Below are 17,043 nucleotides of genomic sequence, written 5' to 3'. Positions count from 1 at the left end.
GCGTCCACAATCGGAAGGTTTCCATATGGATATGGGTATCGAAGGACGGCGAGCCTTGGTTGGCGGCGCCAGTTCGGGGTTGGGCCTGGCATGCGCCACGGCCCTGGTAAAGGAAGGCGCGGACGTGGTCATGGTGGCCCGCGGGGAGGCGCGCCTGCGCGAGGCAGCCACGGCATTGAATGCCCTCGGACGGGGCTCGGCGACCGTGGTCGCCGCCGACGTCGCGACGCAGGAGGGCCGGCAGGCGGTGTTTCGCCAGGGCACCGACTTCGACATCCTGGTCACCAATGCCGGTGGGCCGCCTTCCGGGGATTTTCGTGACTGGACGCGGGACGACTGGTTGCGTGCCATCGACGCCAACATGCTGGCGCCGATCGAGCTGATCAAGGCGACCGTGGATGGGATGATGGCGCGGCGGTTCGGGCGCATCGTCAATATCACCTCCAGCGCCGTGAAGGAGCCGATTCCCTCGATCGGCCTGTCCAACGGCGCCCGCTCGGGCCTGACCGGTTTCGTCGCCGGACTGGCTCGCAGCACGGTGGGGCACGGTGTCACCATGAACAACATCCTGCCCGGAACGTTCGACACCCCAAGGCTGGCGCACAATTTCACGGCGATCGCGGCCGGGCGGGGCCAGTCCCTGGAGGAGGCCTTGCGCCTGCGCCTGGCGGCCCACCCGGCGAAACGGTTCGGCCGGCCGGAGGAAATAGGCGCCCTCTGCGCGTACCTGTGCAGCGCCCATGCGGGGTACGTCACGGGGCAGAACATCCTGATCGATGGCGGGTCATTCCCGGGAGTGTTCTAGGCCGGCCGCTCCATGAACGCCAGCACCTGCCGGCCCAGCTCGTCCTCGGCGGTATTGAAGTGCGCCACGATCGACGTGTGGTTGTGGCCCGCCATCCAGACGAAGCGCGGCGCACGGCGCCGGACGCGGGTCAGCGCGGCAAGCAGTTCCACGCAATGCACGTCGATCAGCGGGTTCTCGTATTCGGCGACGGCGATCATGGTGGGCAGCGCCTGCGCGGTGACGTGGTTGACTGGAGAACCGTCCTCCATCGTGGCGGGCGAGGTGCCGTAGTAGGCCTCCACCCGGTTGGCGTTGGGGTTCTCCGCCGAATTCTCGGCCCGCACGCGGCCGGACACCACCACCAGGCCGGCCAGGCCGTGGCCTTCGGGCGGATGGAAGCGGGCATCGTAGGCGTAGTGCGCGGCATGGGTGCCGCCGGCCGAATGCCCCATCAGGAAGATGCGGCCGGGATCGGCGCCCAGCTCGTCGGCGTGGGCGCGCACCCAGGCCACCGCGGCGGCGACGTCCCGGGTGCCGCTGGGGTAGGGATGGGCGGGCGCCAGGCGGAATTCGACGTTGACGCCGATGATGCCGTGCCGCGCGAAGTACCACAGCACATTGCTGTAGATTTCCGCCGTGCGGTCCTTCTCGCCTTCGACGAAGGCGCCCCCGTGGACGAACATCAGCACCGGCCGGCGCGCGGCGGCCGGGCCCTGCGGCTGGAAGACGTCCAGGCATTGGCGCGGATCGTCGCCGTAGGGGACGTCGCGCGTGACCGTGGCCTGTTTCGGGGCGTCGCGCAGGACCTCGGAGAATCCCAGCACCATCTGCCGGACATGGGCCTGCACGCTGGTGCCCCAGCGCGGGCCGAGTTCCGCCATGGCCTGGCGCAGGGACGGCGGGATTTCGGGTGGGTTCGACATGGCGGTTTCCTGGAGCGTTCAGATCACGAGGGCGTTCAGGCGGTTGCGCACGGCGCGCACGATGGACATGCCCGCCAGCGCCGAGGTCTTGGGGTTCGACGCGAAGGCGGCGGCCTCGACCATGACTTCGAGCCGGCCGAAGGCGCCGCGCGCCGAAATGGTGTGCGTGTTGCCGCCGGCGGCCGGGTCGGCGATCAGCCGGACCCGGGTGCTGTCCAGCCCCATGCCGGCCAGCCCGACCATGGCGGCCACATTGGCATTCTGCGGGAAGGTCGCGGCGGCTTCACGGGCGGTGCCTTCGAAGAACACCGTGGCCTCGGCAAGATGGTCCAGGTCGCACAGCCGGGCGGCCGCCGTGCCCCGCCAACTGCCGGGGGGCTTGCGCCCGGTGTAGTCCACCGATGCCAGGCCGCTGTCGCGCGCGGCGGCCAGGGCATCGACGCCGGCCAGGGCGCCCGGCACCAGCGTCAGTTGCGTCCGGCCCGCCTGGCAGGCCGCGTCGAGCCGTTCGACCATGCCGGGCAGCGCCAGCGCGCCGACCGACGCGACGATGGTGTCGATGCCCTGCTCCAGCAGCCGGGGCACCACGGTGCCCAGCACTTCGTGGCCGGCGCATTCGACGGCGAAATCGGGGCGGATGTCCAGGCCGTCGGCCGACAGGACGACCTGGCCATGGGCGCCGAGCTTGCGGCGGGCCTCGTCGGCCCGCTCGGCCCGTTCCAGCACCAGCCACCGGCCGATGCGCGGGTCATCTTTCAGTTGATCAAAAATCGACTGTCCCATGGCTCCGAAACCTGCGAGCAAGATGGTTTTCATGCGGAAATGCCTCCGGTTCGTCAGCCCTGAATCCTGCAAGACTGGGCGCCGGCAGGCAATCGATATATAGTCAATCCGGTTTACTTTTCATCAACATCGGCCCGGATGAAGCTGCCGCCCCTGAATCCCCTGCGGGTGTTCGAGTCCGTTTCGCATACCCTGAGTTTCACGCAGGCCGCGCGCGAGCTGCATGTGACGACGGGCGCGGTCAGCCGGCAGATCCGCGTGCTGGAGGAATTCCTGGGCATGCGCCTGTTCGAGCGCGCCAGCGGCGAGGTGCGCCTGACGCCGGCGGGCCGGGAGTACCGTGACGACCTGCGGGGCGCCTTCGAGCGGATCTCGCAGGCGACCACCAAGGCCCTGGAGCGCAACCGGGACAAGCCGCTGCACGTGTGGTGCCAGATGACGTTCGCCATGCGCTGGTTGTTGCCGCGCATGGCCGAATTCCATGCCCGGCATCCGGACCGCGATGCCGTCTTCACCACCTCGCTCAAGCAATTGGACAACCTCAGCGATGCCGATGTCGCCATCTGCATCGGCCATGGAGACTGGCCCGGCGTGGTCGCCCACCGGCTGGTGGACATCGAACTGCTGCCGGTATGCAGCCCGGCCTTGCTTGCCGGCCCCGTGCCCCTGCGCGAACCGGCGGACCTGGCGCGCCATACCCTGCTGCAATCGGCGGCCCGGCCCGACTACTGGGGGCGGTGGCTGGCCGCCCAGGGCGTGGAAGGCGTCGACCCGGCGCACGGCCTGACCTTCGAGAACGTCACGCTGGCCTACCAGGCGGCGCTGCAAGGCATGGGCGTCGCGATGGGGCAGTACGCCCTCGTGGCCGACGACCTGGCCGCGGGCAGGCTGGTCGCGCCCTTCGCGGGCCGGCTCGTGCTGGATTCGGCCTTCTATCTGGTCTATCCCGAGCGCCTGCGGAACGACGCGCAGGTTTGCGACTTCCGCGACTGGGTGATGGCGCAGGCCCGGGTGGCCTGACCGTGCCCCTGTTTGGGGCATGGTGTGTTGACTGTACAGTCAGCTTGATCTAAAAAAATCCGTTGATATACCTTGTAGTCGGATATAAGATGTTGACTGTTTAGTCAATTTTCAATCCGCGCAGGCACCTGCCATTCCCGTTGCCGCGCACCCATGATCTCGACGCCATCCTATGAAAAGCCTGCAATTGAGCATGAGTTGTGCGAACTATGACCGGACGTCCGCGCTGATGGACGGCCGGACCGGTATCGAAGGCGTGGACCTGGTCACGTCGCAGCTCGAACCCGAGGAATCGTTCCACCGCGCCTTCAAGTACGCGGAGTTCGACATCTGCGAGATCTCGCTCAGCAGCCATACGATGATGACCTCCCGCGGCGAGAACGCGTATGTCGCGATCCCCGCCTTCGTCTCGCGGCTGTTCCGCCACTCCGGCATCTACATCCGCACCGACAGGGGCATCCGGTCCCCGGCGGACCTGGCGGGCAAGAAGGTGGGGCTGCCCGAGTACCAGATCACGGCCAACGTGTGGATACGCGGCATCCTGCAGGACGACCATGGCCTGGACCCCGCCTCCGTGCGGTGGCGGCGTGGCGGCGTCGAGCAGGCGGGGCGCGAGGAGCGCGCGCCCATCAAGCTGCCGCCGGGCATCGAGCTGGAACAGATCGCCGGCGACAAGACGCTGAGCGGCATGCTGGCCGATGGCGAACTGGATGCCGTCATCAGCGCGCGGGCGCCGTCCTGTTTCCTGCGGGGCGAAGCGGGCGTCGCCCGCATGTTCCCGGATTATCCCAGCGTCGAGGCGGATTACTTCCAGCGCACGCGCATCTTTCCGACCATGCATGCCATCGGCATCCGCAAGGAACTGGTCGCGCAGCATCCGTGGCTGCCGGTGAACGTGCTCAAGGCGTTCACCCGTGCCAAGGACCTGGCCTTCGCCGAGATGGGGCAGATCGGCCACCTCTATCACAGCCTGCCCTGGGGCGTCGCGGCCTACGAGCAGGCCAGGCGCGACATGGGCGACGATTACTGGAGCTATGGGTTCGAGGCCAACCGCCACGTGCTGGAGACGTTCGTCCGCTATCACCACGAGCAGGGGCTCTCGGCGCGCAAGGTCGCGCCGGAAGAGCTGTTCTCGCCGTCTACGCTCGACCTGACCAGGATCTGAGGCGGGGCCCATGAAACCGTCTCCGTTCTCCCTGCATTTGCCCGAGTCGCTGCCCGAGGCGCTGGAACTGCTCGCCAGCCGCGACAATGCCCGCGTGATCGCGGGCGGCCAGTCCCTGATGCCCATGCTCAACCTGCGGCTCGCCTTTCCGGACGACGTCATCGACCTCAACGGTATCGCCGAACTGGCGGGCCTGCGCGAGGACGGGGGCGACGTCGTCATCGGCGCGATGACCCGCCAGCGGGACATCGAGTTCTCTTCCCTGGTGGCCGAACGCCTGCCCCTGCTCAAGGAAGCCATCCTGAACGTCGGGCACAGGCAGACGCGCAATCGCGGCACCCTGGGCGGCAGCGTCTGCCACCTGGATCCTTCCGCGGAGCAGCCGACGATCGCGATCGCCATGGACGCGCGGCTGTCCCTGCGCAGCGTGCGCGGCGAGCGGATGGTGTCCATGAGGGAGTTCGCCGTGGACCTGATGACCTCGTGCCTGGAGCCCGACGAGCTGCTGGTTGCCGTCCGCTTCACGCCCTGGCCCGCGCGCGCCGGCCACGCGTTCGTGGAGTACGGCCGCAGGCATGGCGACTTCGCCATCGTGTCGGCCGCCGTGCTGGTCCTGCTGGATGCGAACGGCGCGGTCGAGCGCTGTTCACTGACCCTCGGGGGCGTCGCGTCCGTGCCGTTCCGCGTCGAGGCGGCCGAACGCGTGCTCCAGGGGCGTCTTCCTACCGGAGCGGTGGTGCGCGAAGCGTGCGCGCAGGCTGCCCAGTGCGAAGCGGTCAGCGATCCGGCCTATCCCGCGTGGTACCGCCAACGGCTGGCCCAGCGCCTGCTCGAGCGAGCACTGGCCAAGGCGCTGGAACGCGCCGCCGTCCTATCCTAGGAACCTCCACCATGAAAAAACTCGAAGTCGGCGAGCTGGCGCGGATATCCCTGTGCGTCAACGGCGCCCAGCATACGGTCAGCGTCGAGCCGCGAACGACGCTGGGCGATTGCCTGCGCAACGACCTGGGCCTGACCGGCACCCACCTGGGCTGTGAACATGGCGTCTGCGGCGCCTGCACGGTGCACGTGGACGGAGCCACCGCGCGCAGTTGCCTGATGCTGGCGGCGCAGGCGCAGCGGTATGAGATCCACACGGTCGAGTCGCTGGCCTGCAACGGCGAACTCAACGATTTGCAGCAGGCGTTCCGGGAACTGCACGGATTGCAGTGCGGCTTCTGTACCCCGGGCATCCTGATGACCTTGACCGAGCTGCTGCGCGACATGCCCGAGGCGACCGAGGAAGACGTCCGGCTGGCCTTGTCCGGGCACATTTGCCGCTGCACCGGATACCAGAACATCGTGGCCGCCGCCATGCGTACCCTGGAAAGCAGGAGGACTGTCCATGAACGCGCGTGACCGGGTTCCGGCCTCTCATATCGGCAAGCGCGCGTTGCGTGCCGAGGACGTCCGCCTGCTGACGGGGGAGGGCCGCTACGTGGCCGACATCGACCTGCCCGATGCCCTGCACGTCGCCTTCGTCCGCAGTCCCTACGCCCATGCGCTGATCCGGAACGTGGACGGTTCGGCCGCGCTGGAGGTCCCGGGCGTGGTCGCGGTCATCGACGCGCGCGAGATGGCGACCTATGTCGAGGCCATCCGCATGCCGCTCGGCTGGCCGACCAGCGACCTGCCTTCCGGCATCACGCCCTATGTGCTGTGTCCCGAGGAAGTGTGCTTCGTGGGCGAGGCGGTGGCCATGGTGCTGGCGACTTCCCGCTACATCGCGGAGGATGGCGCGGCGCTGGTGATGGTGGACTACGAGCCGCTGGCGGCCGTCTCCGACGTGCACGCCGCGCTGGAGCCCGGCGCGCCCAAGGTGCGGCGGGAGGCGCCCAGCAACGTGCTGCGGGAATTCAGCGTCGGCTACGGCGAATGCGATGGGGCGTTCCGGGATGCGCCGCACGTTTTCCGCGAGACCATTTCGCAGCATCGCGGCGGCGCCCATCCCATGGAGTGCCGGGGCATGGTGGCGCAGTACGACAAGCACCAGGGGGCGTTGATGATCTGGGCTTCGACCCAGATGCCGCACGAGCTGGCCTTCACCGTCGCCAAGGCGCTGGGGCTGCCCGATTCGCTGGTCCGGGTCGTGGCGCCCGACGTCGGCGGCGGGTTCGGCTGCAAGTTCGTGGTCTATCCCGAGGAGCTGGCGGTGGCCGCCGTCGCCTGGCACCACAAGCGCGCCGTCAAGTGGATCGAGGACCGCATGGAACACTTCCTGGGCGCCATCCAGGAGCGCGACCAGCTCTGGGAGGTCGAGGTGGCCTGTGACGGCCAGGGCGTGGTCCGGGGCATACGCGGGACCATGCTGCACGACCAGGGCGCCTATACGCCCCAGGGCGTCAACTGCGCCTACAACTCCAGCACGGCGGTGACCGGTCCCTATGCCATCCCGGCGTACGAGATGCGGGTCACGGTGGTGCAGACCAACAAGATCTACGTGATCCCCGTCCGCGGGGCAGGGTATCCGCAGGGGACCTTCGTCATGGAGCGGCTGCTCGACCGGATCGCCTTCGAGCTGGGCGAGGACCGCGCCACGGTGCGCGCGCGCAACCTGGTGTTGCCCGAGAAGATGCCCTACGTCAAACCGCTGACCGCGCGCTCGGGCCGGCCCATCGTGCTCGACAGCGGCGACTACCTGGATGCCCAGCGCCGCGTGCTGGAGCAGATCGGCTATGCCGGCTTCGAGGCACGGCGCCAGGCGGCGCGGCGCGAAGGGCGCTACATCGGCCTGGGCTTCGCCCATGCCGTCAAGGGGACGGGGCGCGGGCCGTTCGAGTCCGGCAGCGTCCGCGTGTCGTCGAATGGACACGTGACCGTGGCCACCGGCGCCATGGCGATGGGCCAGGGCCTGAACACCGCCATGGCCCAGATCGCCGCCGAACAGTTGTGCGTGCCGGTCGAGTCGGTGCAGGTGATTTCCGGCGATACCGCCCACACGTCGATGGGCGTGGGTGGCTTCGCCAGCCGGCAGACCGTGACGGCCGGTTCGTCCGTGCACTATGCCGCCGTGGCGGTGGCGGCCAAGCTGCGCAAGGTCGGCGCCACCATGCTGAAGGTGGACGAATCGGAAGTCTGCCTGCGCGACGGTTCGGTCCGCGAGACCGGGGAGGGCGGCCGTTCGGTGACCTACAGCGAGATCGCGCGGCTGTTGCGAGGCATACCCGGCTATGACCTGCCGCCCGGGGTGGGCGCGGGCCTGGAAGCCACCATCCATTGGGAGCCCACCGACATGGCCTACGCGCACGGCTTCCACGCCTGCGAGGTCGAGGTGGACATCGTGACCGGCGAGGTGCGCATCCTGCGCTATGTCGCGACCCACGACAGCGGCACGCTGATCAATCCCATGACCGCCGAGGGGCAGATCCACGGCGGCATCGTGCACGGCATCGGCAACGCCTTGTTCGAGTGCATGCGCTACGACGACCAGGCCCAGCCCATCAGCACGACTTTCGCGGACTACCTGCTGACGACCGCCACCGAAGTGCCGCCCCTGGAGATCTCGTTCACCGAGTCTCCGGCGCCCAGCAATCCGCTGGGCGTGAAGGGCGTGGGCGAGGCCGGGACGATTCCCGTCACCTCGGCCATCGCCTCGGCCATCGATGACGCGTTGGCGGATTTCAGGATCCGGGTATCACGGGTGCCCGTGGAGCCGGTCGAACTCGTCCGGCAGATCGCCGCGCACGAGCAGGCGGCGGGCTGACGCCTTGCCACACCGCCGGCATTCCGCCGGCGCATTCATCGATCCAAGCAGTTCTTACTTCCTGGGAAGGGGTTGAACAATGTCCAGCTTGAACAAGGTGCGCGCATGCGCAGGCGTCGTCGCGGCGCTATTCATGGCGGCTTCGCAGCAGGGCCATGCCGAAGTGCGGTTTCCGACCAAGGCGGTGCGCATCGTGGTCGGCTTCACGCCGGGGGGCGCCGCCGATCAGACGGCGCGCATCATGGCCGAGAAATTGGCGGAGAAATGGAAGCCCCACGCCGTGGTGGTCGAGAACGTGATCGGCGCGGGCGGCAACATCGGCGCGCTGAACGTCTACCGCTCGCCGCCGGACGGCCACACCCTGCTGCTGGTCAGCAATACGCACGCGATCAACCGGGTGCTCTACACCGAGACCGAGTTCGACGTCACCAAGGACTTCGCCTTCGCGGGCATGATGACGTCGTCTGCCATCGTGATCGCGGTCAATCCCAAGGCCAAGATCAAGACCATGCCGGAGCTGCTGGCGAAGATGGAGCGGGAACAGGGCGAGATGAACTACCTGACCTGCGGCGCGGCAACGGCCCACCATTTCGCGATGGAGCTGATCAAGGTCGAGACCCATACCAAGGCCGTGCACGTGCCGCACCGGGGTTGCAGCCCGGCCGTGGTGGACGCGGTGGCGGGGCACGTCGACACCGTCGTGGCGACCATGCCCACGGTCCTGCCTTTCATCAAGAGCGGCAAGCTGGTGCCCATCGCGGTCACCTCGGCGAAGCGCTCGGAGTCGGCCAAGGACATCCCGACCGTGGCGGAGTCCGGTATTCCCGCCCTGAAGAATTTCGCGGTGGAAAACTACTATGGCCTGGCCGCGCCGGCGGGGACGCCCAAGGAGGTCGTGGCCAAGATCGAGAGCGACGTCAAACAGGTGCTGGAATCGCCGGAAACCCGCAACAAGTTGTCGGGCGCGGGCCTGGACGTGTTCTTCCTGGATTCGGCGCAGTCGGCCGCGCTGATCAAGCGGGATGTGGAAAGTTACGGCGCGGCGGCCAGGACGGCCGGCATCAAGGCGGAGTGATCCGCGTCACCCCGGGGCGGCGAGTCCGCGCCCCGGGGCCTTTCGCGCCATCTACGACGGCGCGCCTTCTTTTCTGAATAGCCGCTTCCAGCGGGGAAGGGCATTCCCGGAGGAGTCGGCCGCCGCCGTGGCGTCGGCCGGCGCGTCGCCGGTGCCCGGTTGCATGAGCGCGTTGAACTTGCCGAAGAAATCGTCCGACAGTTTGCGCGCGGCGGCTTCGATCAGCCTGGCGCCGACCTGCGCCAGCTTGCCGCCGATCGAGGCATCGACGGTATAGGCCAACCGCGTGGCATCGGCCTCGGGTTCGAGCCGGACGGCGGCCGTGCCCTTGCCGAATCCGGCGGCGCCGCCCTGGCCTTCGAACTCCAGGCTGTAGGACGTCGGGGCCTGGATGTCCAGCAGCCGCAACCGGCCCTTGAATTTCGCGCTGATGGGGCCGATGCGCACACTCATGTCGACCCGGTAGGCATGCTCGCCGTCTTCCGTGAGGGCATCGCAGCCTGGGATGCATTGCCGCAGCACCTCGGGATCGTTCAGCGCTTCCCACGTCGTCCGCTGGTCCGCGGGTATCCGTTGTTCACCAACCAATTGCATCGCTCGTTCTCCTTGGAGGGTGGGTCTAGTCGCGTGGGACGGAGGTGAGGTGTCCGTCGCGTTTCTGGAAGAGGTCGTCGCTGGCATAGCCCATGAGTTCAGGCTGGGCGCGGCCGAGCATGACCTGGAAGTAGACGGGTTCGAGGCTGCGGTTTTCGTAGCCGTGGATGACGCCGGGCGGGCAGGCGGCGCATTCCCAGGGGGCCAGGCGTCGCCAGGCCTTGTTGCCGTCTTCGTCCTGGAAGAAGACGTCGAGGAAGCCCTGCAGGACGAAGAAGACTTCTTCGACTTCGTGGGTGTGGGCGGCGTTTCCCTGTCCGGGCTCGACGTACATGATGCTCAGGGTGAAGCCGCGCGGGGGGATGGCGGAGGCATCGTTGTGCTTGCCGGAGCCGCCGGCGCCGATGAAGCGGTGCTGGGCGCGCTTGAATCCTTCGATCCTGGCGTCTTCGAAGGCGGCCCAGTCGGGGGTCTTGTCGCGGAATCGGCCGACGAACCGGGTGGCGATGTCTTCGAGCGAAGCGTCCTGGAGCTCGGGCGGTCTGGGGTGGCGTGCGATGGCCATCGTGGGTTCCTCTGGAAGGGATGGAGGGCGATGGCGCGCGACGGCCATCGTTCAACCACACGATAGAGTAAATTGACTAAATGGTCAATCTTAAGCGCCGGAAATCCGATCCGGCGCAGTGCCGGTCAATCCTTTTTCAGATACCGGATCACCATGTCCGCCGCGTGCTCCAGGCGTTGCCGGACCCGCTGCGGCGTCATCAGCTTCTGCCGGAAAATGGCCTCGAAGGTGTGCTGGTTGTTGACGTAGTGGGCGGTCAGCGAGGTCACCGAGATGTAGAGATCGATGGGATCGATGTCGTCGCGGAAGACGCCCGCCTCGCGGCCGCGGGCCAGCAACTGTTCGATCGTGTCCAGCAGCGGGTTGTACAGGTCCGAGATGGCCGCGTCGCTGGCGACGTGCCTGCCGCCGGCCAGGTTCTCGCTCATCAGCAGGCGCTGGAACTCGGGGAACTGGACCCAGATCTTGCCCGTGGAGATGACCAGGCGGCGCATGGCCGCCTCGGGATCGACCGTGCGCAGCTGGATGTCCTGCTGCCGGCTGCGGATGTTTTCGTAGGTATGGGTCAGCACCGCGACGAACAGTCCGTCCTTGTTGCCGAAGTGGTGGTAGAGCAGGTTCTTGTTCACGCCCGCCCGCAGCGCGATCTCGTCCACGCGCGCGCCTTCGAAACCTTTCTGCGAGAACTCCTGGATGGACGCCTCGATGATGGACAGGCGGGTGCGGGCGGCGCTTTCCCGCGGGCCGCCGGTTCGGCGCCTGGGGGTTTCGGGAGCGGTGGTGTCTGCTTTTTTTGGAGTCATGGCGGACATAGGGACTTAAAGGCTAGGGGTGCCGTGCAAGTGTACATGCAGCGGGATTCGTGCCCGCGAGTAGGTACGCCGCGCGGGCGGGGGATTTTCGTCTTTTCTTCTTTAAATTGACTAAATAGTCAAACAAACTCTAGAATGGAAAACACTTTCCTCTTCTTCTGATCTTGCGAGCGAGCCTGCCTTGGATATCCTGCACAGCTTCATCGATGGCCAGTCCGTACCCGCCACCGGGACGACAATCACGCTGGAATCGCCCCAGCATGCGGACCGGCGCCTGGTCCTGGCCGAGGCTTCGGACGAGCTATGCGCGCGGGCCGTCGCCTCTGCCCTGGCCGCGTTCCGCCGCCATGCCGCGACGCCGGTGGTGGAGCGGGCGGCTTTGCTGAACCGGGCCGCGGACCTGTTGGAAGCGCGAGTGGAGGCGGTGGCGGAACTCTTGGTGAGCGACGTCGGCAAGCCCGTCCGGGTCGCGCGCGTCGAGGTCGTTCGCGGGGCCCAGTTCCTTCGCGCCTGCGCGGTGCAGCTCCAGACCCTGACCGGCGAGATGCTGCCGCTCGACGCGGTCGCGGCGGGCGTGGGGCGGCATGGCCTGGTACGCCGGGTGCCGTATGGAGTCGTGGCGGCGATCACCCCGTTCAATGCGCCCGTCAACCTGTTGGTGCAGAAGGTGGCGCCGGCCCTGGCGGCGGGCAATGCCGTCGTGGTCAAGCCGCATCCGGCCGGTACGCGCGCGGCGCTGGCCGTCGCCGCGCTGTTCGTGGAAGCCGGCCTGGCGCCCGGGTTGTTCAACGTGGTGTGCGGCGACCGCTCCCCGGCGCAGGCCTTGGCGCGGGACGAGCGGGTCCGCGTCGTTACGTTCACCGGCGGCACGGCGGCCGGCGATGCGCTGGCGCGCACGGCCGGCGCCAAGAAGTTCGTGGCGGAGCTGGGTTCGAACGCGGCCAATGTCGTGCTGGCCGACGCCGACCTGGCCGATGCCGCCCGCCGCATCGCCGCCGCAGCCTTCGAGGCAAGCGGCCAGCAGTGCGTGTCCGCGCAACGCGTGATCGTGGAGGCGCCGGTGTATGACGCCTTCCTGCCGCTGTTCGTCGAAGCGGCCCGGGCCTTGCGCGTGGGCAGCGCCGAAGACCAGGCCACCGATGTCGGCCCCATGGTGTCGCGCGCGGCGGCGGACCGCGTCATGGCCATGGCGCGCCGGTCCGTCGAGCAGGGCGCCCGGTATGCCCTGGAGCCGCGGCAGGACGGCTGCCGGGTCAGTCCCGGCATCCTGGTCGATGCGCCCGCCGGCAGCCCCATCTGGGCGGACGAGGCGTTCGGTCCCCTGGCGGTCGTACAGCGCGCCGCCGATGCGCAGGATGCCCTGCAACTGGCGAACGATTCGCCGTTCGGCCTGCAGGGCGCGGTGTTCACCCGCAGCCTGGGCAATGCCTTCCTGTTCGCCGACGGTTTCGAGGTGGGTTCTTTGTGGATCAACGAGGCCAGCCGCTTCCGGCTGGACATGTATCCCTTCGGCGGCGCCAAGCAGTCGGGTTTTGGCCGGGAAGGCGTGCGCTATGCGATAGAGGAGCTGTCGCAGCTCCGCTTCATCGGCATCCGGCCGCTGTAGCGAGGGCCGGCCGCGCGCCGCGGCCGGGATGCCCCTTCGCGGGACGCCCCTGGGGGCGTCCCGATTCCTTGCCGGTCAGTTGACGGTTGCGCCGGACTGCCTGACGACCACGCGCCATTTCTCGATCTCGGTCTTCAGGAAGGTCTGGAACGCCTCCGGGCTGCCGCCCATGATGTCGAACCCCTGGCCGATCAACTGCTGCTGCACGTCCGGCCGCGCCAGGATCCTGGCCGATTCGTTGTTGAGGGTGTCGACCACGCCGCGCGGCGTGCCGGCGGGGGCGACCAGTCCGAACCAGGCCACGGCCTCGAAACCGGGCAGGCCGCTTTCATGGAGCGTCGGTACTTCCGGCAGCCAGGACAGCCGGTTCCGGGTCGTGACCGCGAGCAGGGTGACGTTGCCGTTCTTGGCCAGGGCGAGCGCGTTGGGGATGTTGGGGAACATCAGGGTGGTCTCGTTGCGCATGACCGCCGTCAGCGCTTCCGACGAGCCTTTGTAGGGGACGTGCATCAACTGGACGCCGGTCATGGATTTGAAGAGTTCGCCAGCCAGGTGCTGCGACGTCCCGTTGCCGCCGGAGCTGAAACTGAGTTCGCCGGGCCTGGCCCGGGCGGCCTTGACCAGGTCGGCGACGGACTTGATGCCGGAGGCGGGCGAGACCACGAGGGCGTTGGGGTTCGAGGCCAGCACGATGATGGGCGCGAAATCCTTGACCGGATCGTAGGGCATCTTCGTGTACAGCGATGGATTGATGGCGTGCGAGCTGACCGAGGCCAGCAGCAGCGTATAGCCGTCGGGCGTCGACTTGGCGACGTAGTCGCCGGCGATATTGCCGCCGGCGCCCGGACGGTTCTCGACGACGAACGCGACCTTCAGCGCTTTGCCCAGTTGTTCGGCCATCACGCGTGCCAGCATGTCCGAGGTGGCGCCGGGCGGCGCGGTGACGACGATCCGCACGGGTTTGGCGGGGTAGGTGTCGGCGGCGGCCGGGGCCGTCATTGCAATGGTCGCGCAGACGAATGCCAGTTTCATTCGATTCACAGCGTGTTCTCCTGCAAGCGGCGGCGCCGCGCGAGCGTCGCTTCGCCCGGCGGGGGCGCGGGGTGGGTCTAGTCGCGTGGGACGGAGGTGAGGTGTCCGTCGCGTTTCTGGAAGAGGTCGTCGCTGGCATAGCCCATGAGTTCAGGCTGGGCGCGGCCGAGCATGACCTGGAAGTAGACGGGTTCGAGGCTGCGGTTTTCGTAGCCGTGGATGACGCCGGGCGGGCAGGCGGCGCATTCCCAGGGGGCCAGGCGTCGCCAGGCCTTGTTGCCGTCTTCGTCCTGGAAGAAGACGTCGAGGAAGCCCTGCAGGACGAAGAAGACTTCTTCGACTTCGTGGGTGTGGGCGGCGTTTCCCTGTCCGGGCTCGACGTACATGATGCTCAGGGTGAAGCCGCGCGGGGGGATGGCGGAGGCATCGTTGTGCTTGCCGGAGCCGCCGGCGCCGATGAAGCGGTGCTGGGCGCGCTTGAATCCTTCGATCCTGGCGTCTTCGAAGGCGGCCCAGTCGGGGGTCTTGTCGCGGAATCGGCCGACGAACCGGGTGGCGATGTCTTCGAGCGAAGCGTCCTGGAGCTCGGGCGGTCTGGGGTGGCGTGCGATGGCCATCGTGGGTTCCTCTGGAAGGGATGGAGGGCGATGGCGCGCGACGGCCATCGTTCAATCGCACGATAGGTTAAGTTGACTAAATGGTCAATATTTTGATTTTCAGTATTATTTTTTTGTTATTTTGTTTGGCTTGTTGTTGGTTACGGATTCTAATTATTGACTGTATGGTAAGTAACGAAGGCCCGGCAGGGGCCGGGCCCCGGGACTTCAGGCGACGCGCCGGGCCAGCCTGACCACGGTTACGCCGGGCACGAGTTGCCGCAGGGACGGCATGACCAGCGTGCAATGGTCGTACGGCGTGGTGACGGGCTCGCCGTCCTGCCAGCCGATGACGGTGCCGGCATGCTCCAGTTCCTCCAGTCCCTGCCAGGGCTGGGCGAACCGGAAGTCCATGCTGCGCGCGACCACCGGTTGCGTGACCTCGATCGCCTGCTGGGCGCCAGGAGCGGGGACGATCCACGCCGCGGGCATGTCGTGCTCGTCGACGATGCCCGAGGCGCGCAGGAAGCGCCCCACCTGGTCCAGCGCCACGGTGCGGCTCTCGATGGCGCCGTGGTAGCCGCATTCGATCAGCAGCGAGCGCGTGCCGTTGTCCGCCATCTGGCCGAAGCGGCCGTAGTCGCGCATGCGCACGCCGTCCTGGTGGCCGGCGTCGACGATGACGTGGCGCGGTGCGCCCAATTCGCGGGCCAGATCCAGGTTGCGCGGCTGCATGCCCGTCAGCAGCAGCGGCGCGCACGGCTCGTGCATGGAGTGCAGGTCCAGCAGCCAGTCGGCCTGCCGCACCCAGGGCTGCAGCGCGGCGGCGCGCGTGCGTTCGCGGGTGGTGGGGGCGGCGAGCTTGTCGTCGCTCCAGACCCGGTTCAGATCTTCATCCAGGTAGCGCGAGGCATCGTGGCGCGCGGCGTCGAAGGTATCGAACGCGGCCAGGTTGCAGAACGCCAGCGTCAGCTTGCCGCGCCGGGGCCGCAGGCCGGCCTCGAGCACGGCCTTGACCGCCCAGGCGCCGCACAGCTCGTTGCCATGGACCAGAGACGTGACCAGGACATGGTGTCCGGGCGTGCCCGAATCGAAGTGCCAGACGCCTTCGACGCCGGTATTGCCGGCGCGCACGGCGGACAGGTCGGGCACGGGCAGCAGGAAGTCGTGGGTCGCCATGGTCATTCCTCGATCCTGGCGAACTCGACGATGCGCTTGTACTTCTCTGTTTCCTTGCGCTGGAACTGGGCAAGATCGACGCCCGGCGCGGCCACCGTCGATCCCGACTCCTGCATCTTGCTGCGGAACTCAGGCATTTTCAGGACATCGTCCAGGGCGGCGCGCAGTTTTCCGACCACGGGCCCGGGCACGTGGGCAGGGCCGTACAGGCCGAACCAGATGTCCATGTCGACGTCCTTCAGGCCGGCTTCGGCGAAGGTGGGGATCTCGGGCGCGAGCGGCGCGCGCGTGGCCTGCATCAGGCCGATGGGCGCCAGCTTGCCGGCGCGGATGTTGGCAAGCGCGCTCGACAGCACGAACACGCCGAATTGCAACTGGCCGCCCATGATGTCGCTGGCCAGGGGCGCGACGCCGCGATAGGGCACGTGCACGAGTTGCAGGCCGCCTGCTTCCTTCACGCTTTCGGCGGACAGATGCAGGGCGGTGCCGACGCCCGAGGTGCCGAAGCTGAACTTGCCGGGATGGGCGCGGGCCTGGGCCAGGAAGTCGGAGATGTTCTTGACCGGGGAGTTGGCCGAGGCCACCAGCACCATGGGCTGGGTGCTGATCATGCCGATGGGCGTGAAGTCCTTCAGGCCGTCATACTTGACCGCCTTGTTGATGAGGCTGGCGATGGCCATTTCGTTGGACGCGCCGAGCAGCAGCGTATAGCCGTCGGGGCGGGCCTTGGCCACGCGCTGGGCGCCGATCGCGCCGCCGGCGCCGCCCACGTTCTCGACGATGACCCGCTCGCCGATGCGCTTGGACAGTGCTTCGCCGAACAGGCGGGCGGTCAGGTCGGTGCTGCCGCCCGCCGGGTAGCCCACCACCAGGGTGATGGGACGGGCGGGATAGTCGTCCTGCGCGTGGGCGGCGCCGGCGGCACAGGCGGCGAGCGCCAGCATGAGCGCGCGGCGGGTAAGGGTAGGCTGGTTCATGGCGGGGCCCCGTACAGAGCAGTTATCGTGCCGCCATCCTTGCGCATGGCATCGATGGGAAGGTGCGAATCAGGCACGCATGCGTGCGGATTCGGCTCGCCACCAGGGTTTGCACCAGGTGGGGGCGGAAAGCGGCGGATATACGGAACGCTTGGCGCCCCAGGGTGGTGCGAGATGCCGGCCGAGG

At 67.9% G+C, this 17,043-nt stretch carries 17 protein-coding genes; 8 read left to right on the top strand and 9 right to left on the bottom strand.

What is annotated here, in order from left to right:
- Positions 1-25: 25 nt before the first annotated feature.
- Positions 26-805 carry an SDR family oxidoreductase gene (locus tag AC1Q6E_RS00875; protein ID WP_296556204.1) on the top strand — a complete coding sequence of 260 codons (780 nt, stop codon included), beginning with the start codon at positions 26-28 and terminating at the stop codon, positions 803-805.
- Here AC1Q6E_RS00875 and AC1Q6E_RS00870 read toward each other — a convergent pair.
- Together AC1Q6E_RS00870 and AC1Q6E_RS00865 are read right to left on the bottom strand one after the other, a co-directional pair.
- A complete protein-coding gene (locus tag AC1Q6E_RS00870) occupies positions 802-1,710 on the bottom strand; it encodes an alpha/beta hydrolase (protein WP_152793575.1) in 909 nt (302 codons plus the stop codon). The two genes, AC1Q6E_RS00875 and AC1Q6E_RS00870, sit on opposite strands and share 4 nt — an antisense overlap.
- An 18-nt stretch (positions 1,711-1,728) precedes the next feature.
- A complete protein-coding gene (locus AC1Q6E_RS00865; RefSeq protein ID WP_152793574.1) occupies positions 1,729-2,526 on the bottom strand; it encodes an aspartate dehydrogenase in 798 nt (265 codons plus the stop codon).
- Between the two features lie 105 nt (positions 2,527-2,631).
- Between AC1Q6E_RS00865 and gcvA the strand changes: the two genes are divergently transcribed.
- The 6 genes from gcvA (at position 2,632) to AC1Q6E_RS00835 (ending at position 9,495) form a co-directional block, all read left to right on the top strand.
- Entirely contained in the window at positions 2,632-3,513 is an 882-nt protein-coding gene (gene gcvA / locus AC1Q6E_RS00860; RefSeq protein WP_152793573.1) for a transcriptional regulator GcvA, read from the top strand.
- A 172-nt stretch (positions 3,514-3,685) separates the two neighbouring features.
- Positions 3,686-4,678, top strand: coding sequence for an ABC transporter substrate-binding protein (locus tag AC1Q6E_RS00855; RefSeq protein WP_296556200.1), 993 nt, complete (start codon positions 3,686-3,688; stop codon positions 4,676-4,678).
- Between the two features lie 10 nt (positions 4,679-4,688).
- Positions 4,689-5,558 (top strand): FAD binding domain-containing protein, encoded by an 870-nt coding sequence (locus tag AC1Q6E_RS00850; RefSeq protein ID WP_152793571.1) that lies wholly within the window; start codon positions 4,689-4,691, stop codon positions 5,556-5,558.
- An 11-nt stretch (positions 5,559-5,569) separates the two neighbouring features.
- On the top strand, positions 5,570-6,076 hold the full coding sequence (locus tag AC1Q6E_RS00845; RefSeq protein ID WP_152793570.1) for a (2Fe-2S)-binding protein: 507 nt from the start codon (positions 5,570-5,572) through the stop codon (positions 6,074-6,076).
- On the top strand, positions 6,063-8,420 hold the full coding sequence (locus AC1Q6E_RS00840; protein WP_296556196.1) for a xanthine dehydrogenase family protein molybdopterin-binding subunit: 2,358 nt from the start codon (positions 6,063-6,065) through the stop codon (positions 8,418-8,420). Before AC1Q6E_RS00845 ends, AC1Q6E_RS00840 begins: the two co-directional genes overlap by 14 nt.
- Positions 8,421-8,499: 79 nt before the next feature.
- Complete coding sequence (locus tag AC1Q6E_RS00835) at positions 8,500-9,495, top strand: Bug family tripartite tricarboxylate transporter substrate binding protein (protein ID WP_492572039.1); 996 nt, start codon at positions 8,500-8,502, stop codon at positions 9,493-9,495.
- A 51-nt stretch (positions 9,496-9,546) separates the two neighbouring features.
- Here the strand turns inward: AC1Q6E_RS00835 and AC1Q6E_RS00830 are convergent, their stop codons facing one another.
- The 3 genes from AC1Q6E_RS00830 to AC1Q6E_RS00820 form a co-directional block, all read right to left on the bottom strand.
- The gene (locus tag AC1Q6E_RS00830) at positions 9,547-10,089 is read right to left on the bottom strand and encodes an SRPBCC family protein (RefSeq protein ID WP_296556195.1); all 543 of its coding nucleotides are present in this window, start codon (positions 10,087-10,089) and stop codon (positions 9,547-9,549) included.
- Positions 10,090-10,114: 25 nt separating this feature from the next.
- Complete coding sequence (locus AC1Q6E_RS00825; RefSeq protein ID WP_152793564.1) at positions 10,115-10,654, bottom strand: cupin domain-containing protein; 540 nt, start codon at positions 10,652-10,654, stop codon at positions 10,115-10,117.
- A gap of 125 nt (positions 10,655-10,779) precedes the next feature.
- Positions 10,780-11,457, bottom strand: a complete 678-nt coding sequence (locus AC1Q6E_RS00820) for a TetR/AcrR family transcriptional regulator (protein ID WP_296556784.1) — start codon at positions 11,455-11,457, stop codon at positions 10,780-10,782.
- Between the two features lie 190 nt (positions 11,458-11,647).
- Between AC1Q6E_RS00820 and AC1Q6E_RS00815 the strand changes: the two genes are divergently transcribed.
- Positions 11,648-13,072: an aldehyde dehydrogenase family protein gene (locus AC1Q6E_RS00815; protein WP_152793565.1), complete on the top strand. Its 1,425-nt coding sequence runs from the start codon at positions 11,648-11,650 to the stop codon at positions 13,070-13,072.
- Positions 13,073-13,147: 75 nt separating this feature from the next.
- On the opposite strand, the gene AC1Q6E_RS00810 is transcribed toward AC1Q6E_RS00815, so the two are convergent.
- From AC1Q6E_RS00810 to AC1Q6E_RS00795, 4 genes are all read right to left on the bottom strand, one after another.
- On the bottom strand, positions 13,148-14,104 hold the full coding sequence (locus tag AC1Q6E_RS00810; protein ID WP_152794697.1) for a tripartite tricarboxylate transporter substrate binding protein: 957 nt from the start codon (positions 14,102-14,104) through the stop codon (positions 13,148-13,150).
- Between the two features lie 77 nt (positions 14,105-14,181).
- On the bottom strand, positions 14,182-14,721 hold the full coding sequence (locus tag AC1Q6E_RS00805) for a cupin domain-containing protein (RefSeq protein ID WP_152793564.1): 540 nt from the start codon (positions 14,719-14,721) through the stop codon (positions 14,182-14,184).
- A 207-nt stretch (positions 14,722-14,928) separates the two neighbouring features.
- Entirely contained in the window at positions 14,929-15,885 is a 957-nt protein-coding gene (locus tag AC1Q6E_RS00800; RefSeq protein WP_492572038.1) for a M14 family metallopeptidase, read from the bottom strand.
- Entirely contained in the window at positions 15,882-16,856 is a 975-nt protein-coding gene (locus AC1Q6E_RS00795) for a Bug family tripartite tricarboxylate transporter substrate binding protein (RefSeq protein ID WP_296556796.1), read from the bottom strand. The genes AC1Q6E_RS00800 and AC1Q6E_RS00795 overlap by 4 nt, the downstream gene beginning before the upstream one ends.
- Positions 16,857-17,043 lie beyond the last annotated feature (187 nt).

The sequence above is a fragment of the Pigmentiphaga sp. MLSB6-MA01 genome, assembly GCF_058793475.1.
Note: the sequence above shows the minus strand (reverse complement) of the source record. Positions and strands in the feature narration are given on the sequence as shown.

Excerpts from the sequence above, each read along its gene's own strand:
- AC1Q6E_RS00875 (WP_296556204.1), top strand. The coding sequence starts at position 26 with ATGGATATGGGTATCGAAGGACGGCGAGCCTTGGTTGGCGGCGCCAGT.
- AC1Q6E_RS00870 (WP_152793575.1), bottom strand. The coding sequence starts at position 1,710 with ATGTCGAACCCACCCGAAATCCCGCCGTCCCTGCGCCAGGCCATGGCG.
- AC1Q6E_RS00865 (WP_152793574.1), bottom strand. The coding sequence starts at position 2,526 with ATGAAAACCATCTTGCTCGCAGGTTTCGGAGCCATGGGACAGTCGATT.
- gcvA (WP_152793573.1), top strand. The coding sequence starts at position 2,632 with ATGAAGCTGCCGCCCCTGAATCCCCTGCGGGTGTTCGAGTCCGTTTCG.
- AC1Q6E_RS00855 (WP_296556200.1), top strand. The coding sequence starts at position 3,686 with ATGAAAAGCCTGCAATTGAGCATGAGTTGTGCGAACTATGACCGGACG.
- AC1Q6E_RS00850 (WP_152793571.1), top strand. The coding sequence starts at position 4,689 with ATGAAACCGTCTCCGTTCTCCCTGCATTTGCCCGAGTCGCTGCCCGAG.
- AC1Q6E_RS00845 (WP_152793570.1), top strand. The coding sequence starts at position 5,570 with ATGAAAAAACTCGAAGTCGGCGAGCTGGCGCGGATATCCCTGTGCGTC.
- AC1Q6E_RS00840 (WP_296556196.1), top strand. The coding sequence starts at position 6,063 with ATGAACGCGCGTGACCGGGTTCCGGCCTCTCATATCGGCAAGCGCGCG.
- AC1Q6E_RS00835 (WP_492572039.1), top strand. The coding sequence starts at position 8,500 with ATGTCCAGCTTGAACAAGGTGCGCGCATGCGCAGGCGTCGTCGCGGCG.
- AC1Q6E_RS00830 (WP_296556195.1), bottom strand. The coding sequence starts at position 10,089 with ATGCAATTGGTTGGTGAACAACGGATACCCGCGGACCAGCGGACGACG.
- AC1Q6E_RS00825 (WP_152793564.1), bottom strand. The coding sequence starts at position 10,654 with ATGGCCATCGCACGCCACCCCAGACCGCCCGAGCTCCAGGACGCTTCG.
- AC1Q6E_RS00820 (WP_296556784.1), bottom strand. The coding sequence starts at position 11,457 with ATGACTCCAAAAAAAGCAGACACCACCGCTCCCGAAACCCCCAGGCGC.
- AC1Q6E_RS00810 (WP_152794697.1), bottom strand. The coding sequence starts at position 14,104 with ATGAAACTGGCATTCGTCTGCGCGACCATTGCAATGACGGCCCCGGCC.
- AC1Q6E_RS00805 (WP_152793564.1), bottom strand. The coding sequence starts at position 14,721 with ATGGCCATCGCACGCCACCCCAGACCGCCCGAGCTCCAGGACGCTTCG.
- AC1Q6E_RS00800 (WP_492572038.1), bottom strand. The coding sequence starts at position 15,885 with ATGACCATGGCGACCCACGACTTCCTGCTGCCCGTGCCCGACCTGTCC.
- AC1Q6E_RS00795 (WP_296556796.1), bottom strand. The coding sequence starts at position 16,856 with ATGAACCAGCCTACCCTTACCCGCCGCGCGCTCATGCTGGCGCTCGCC.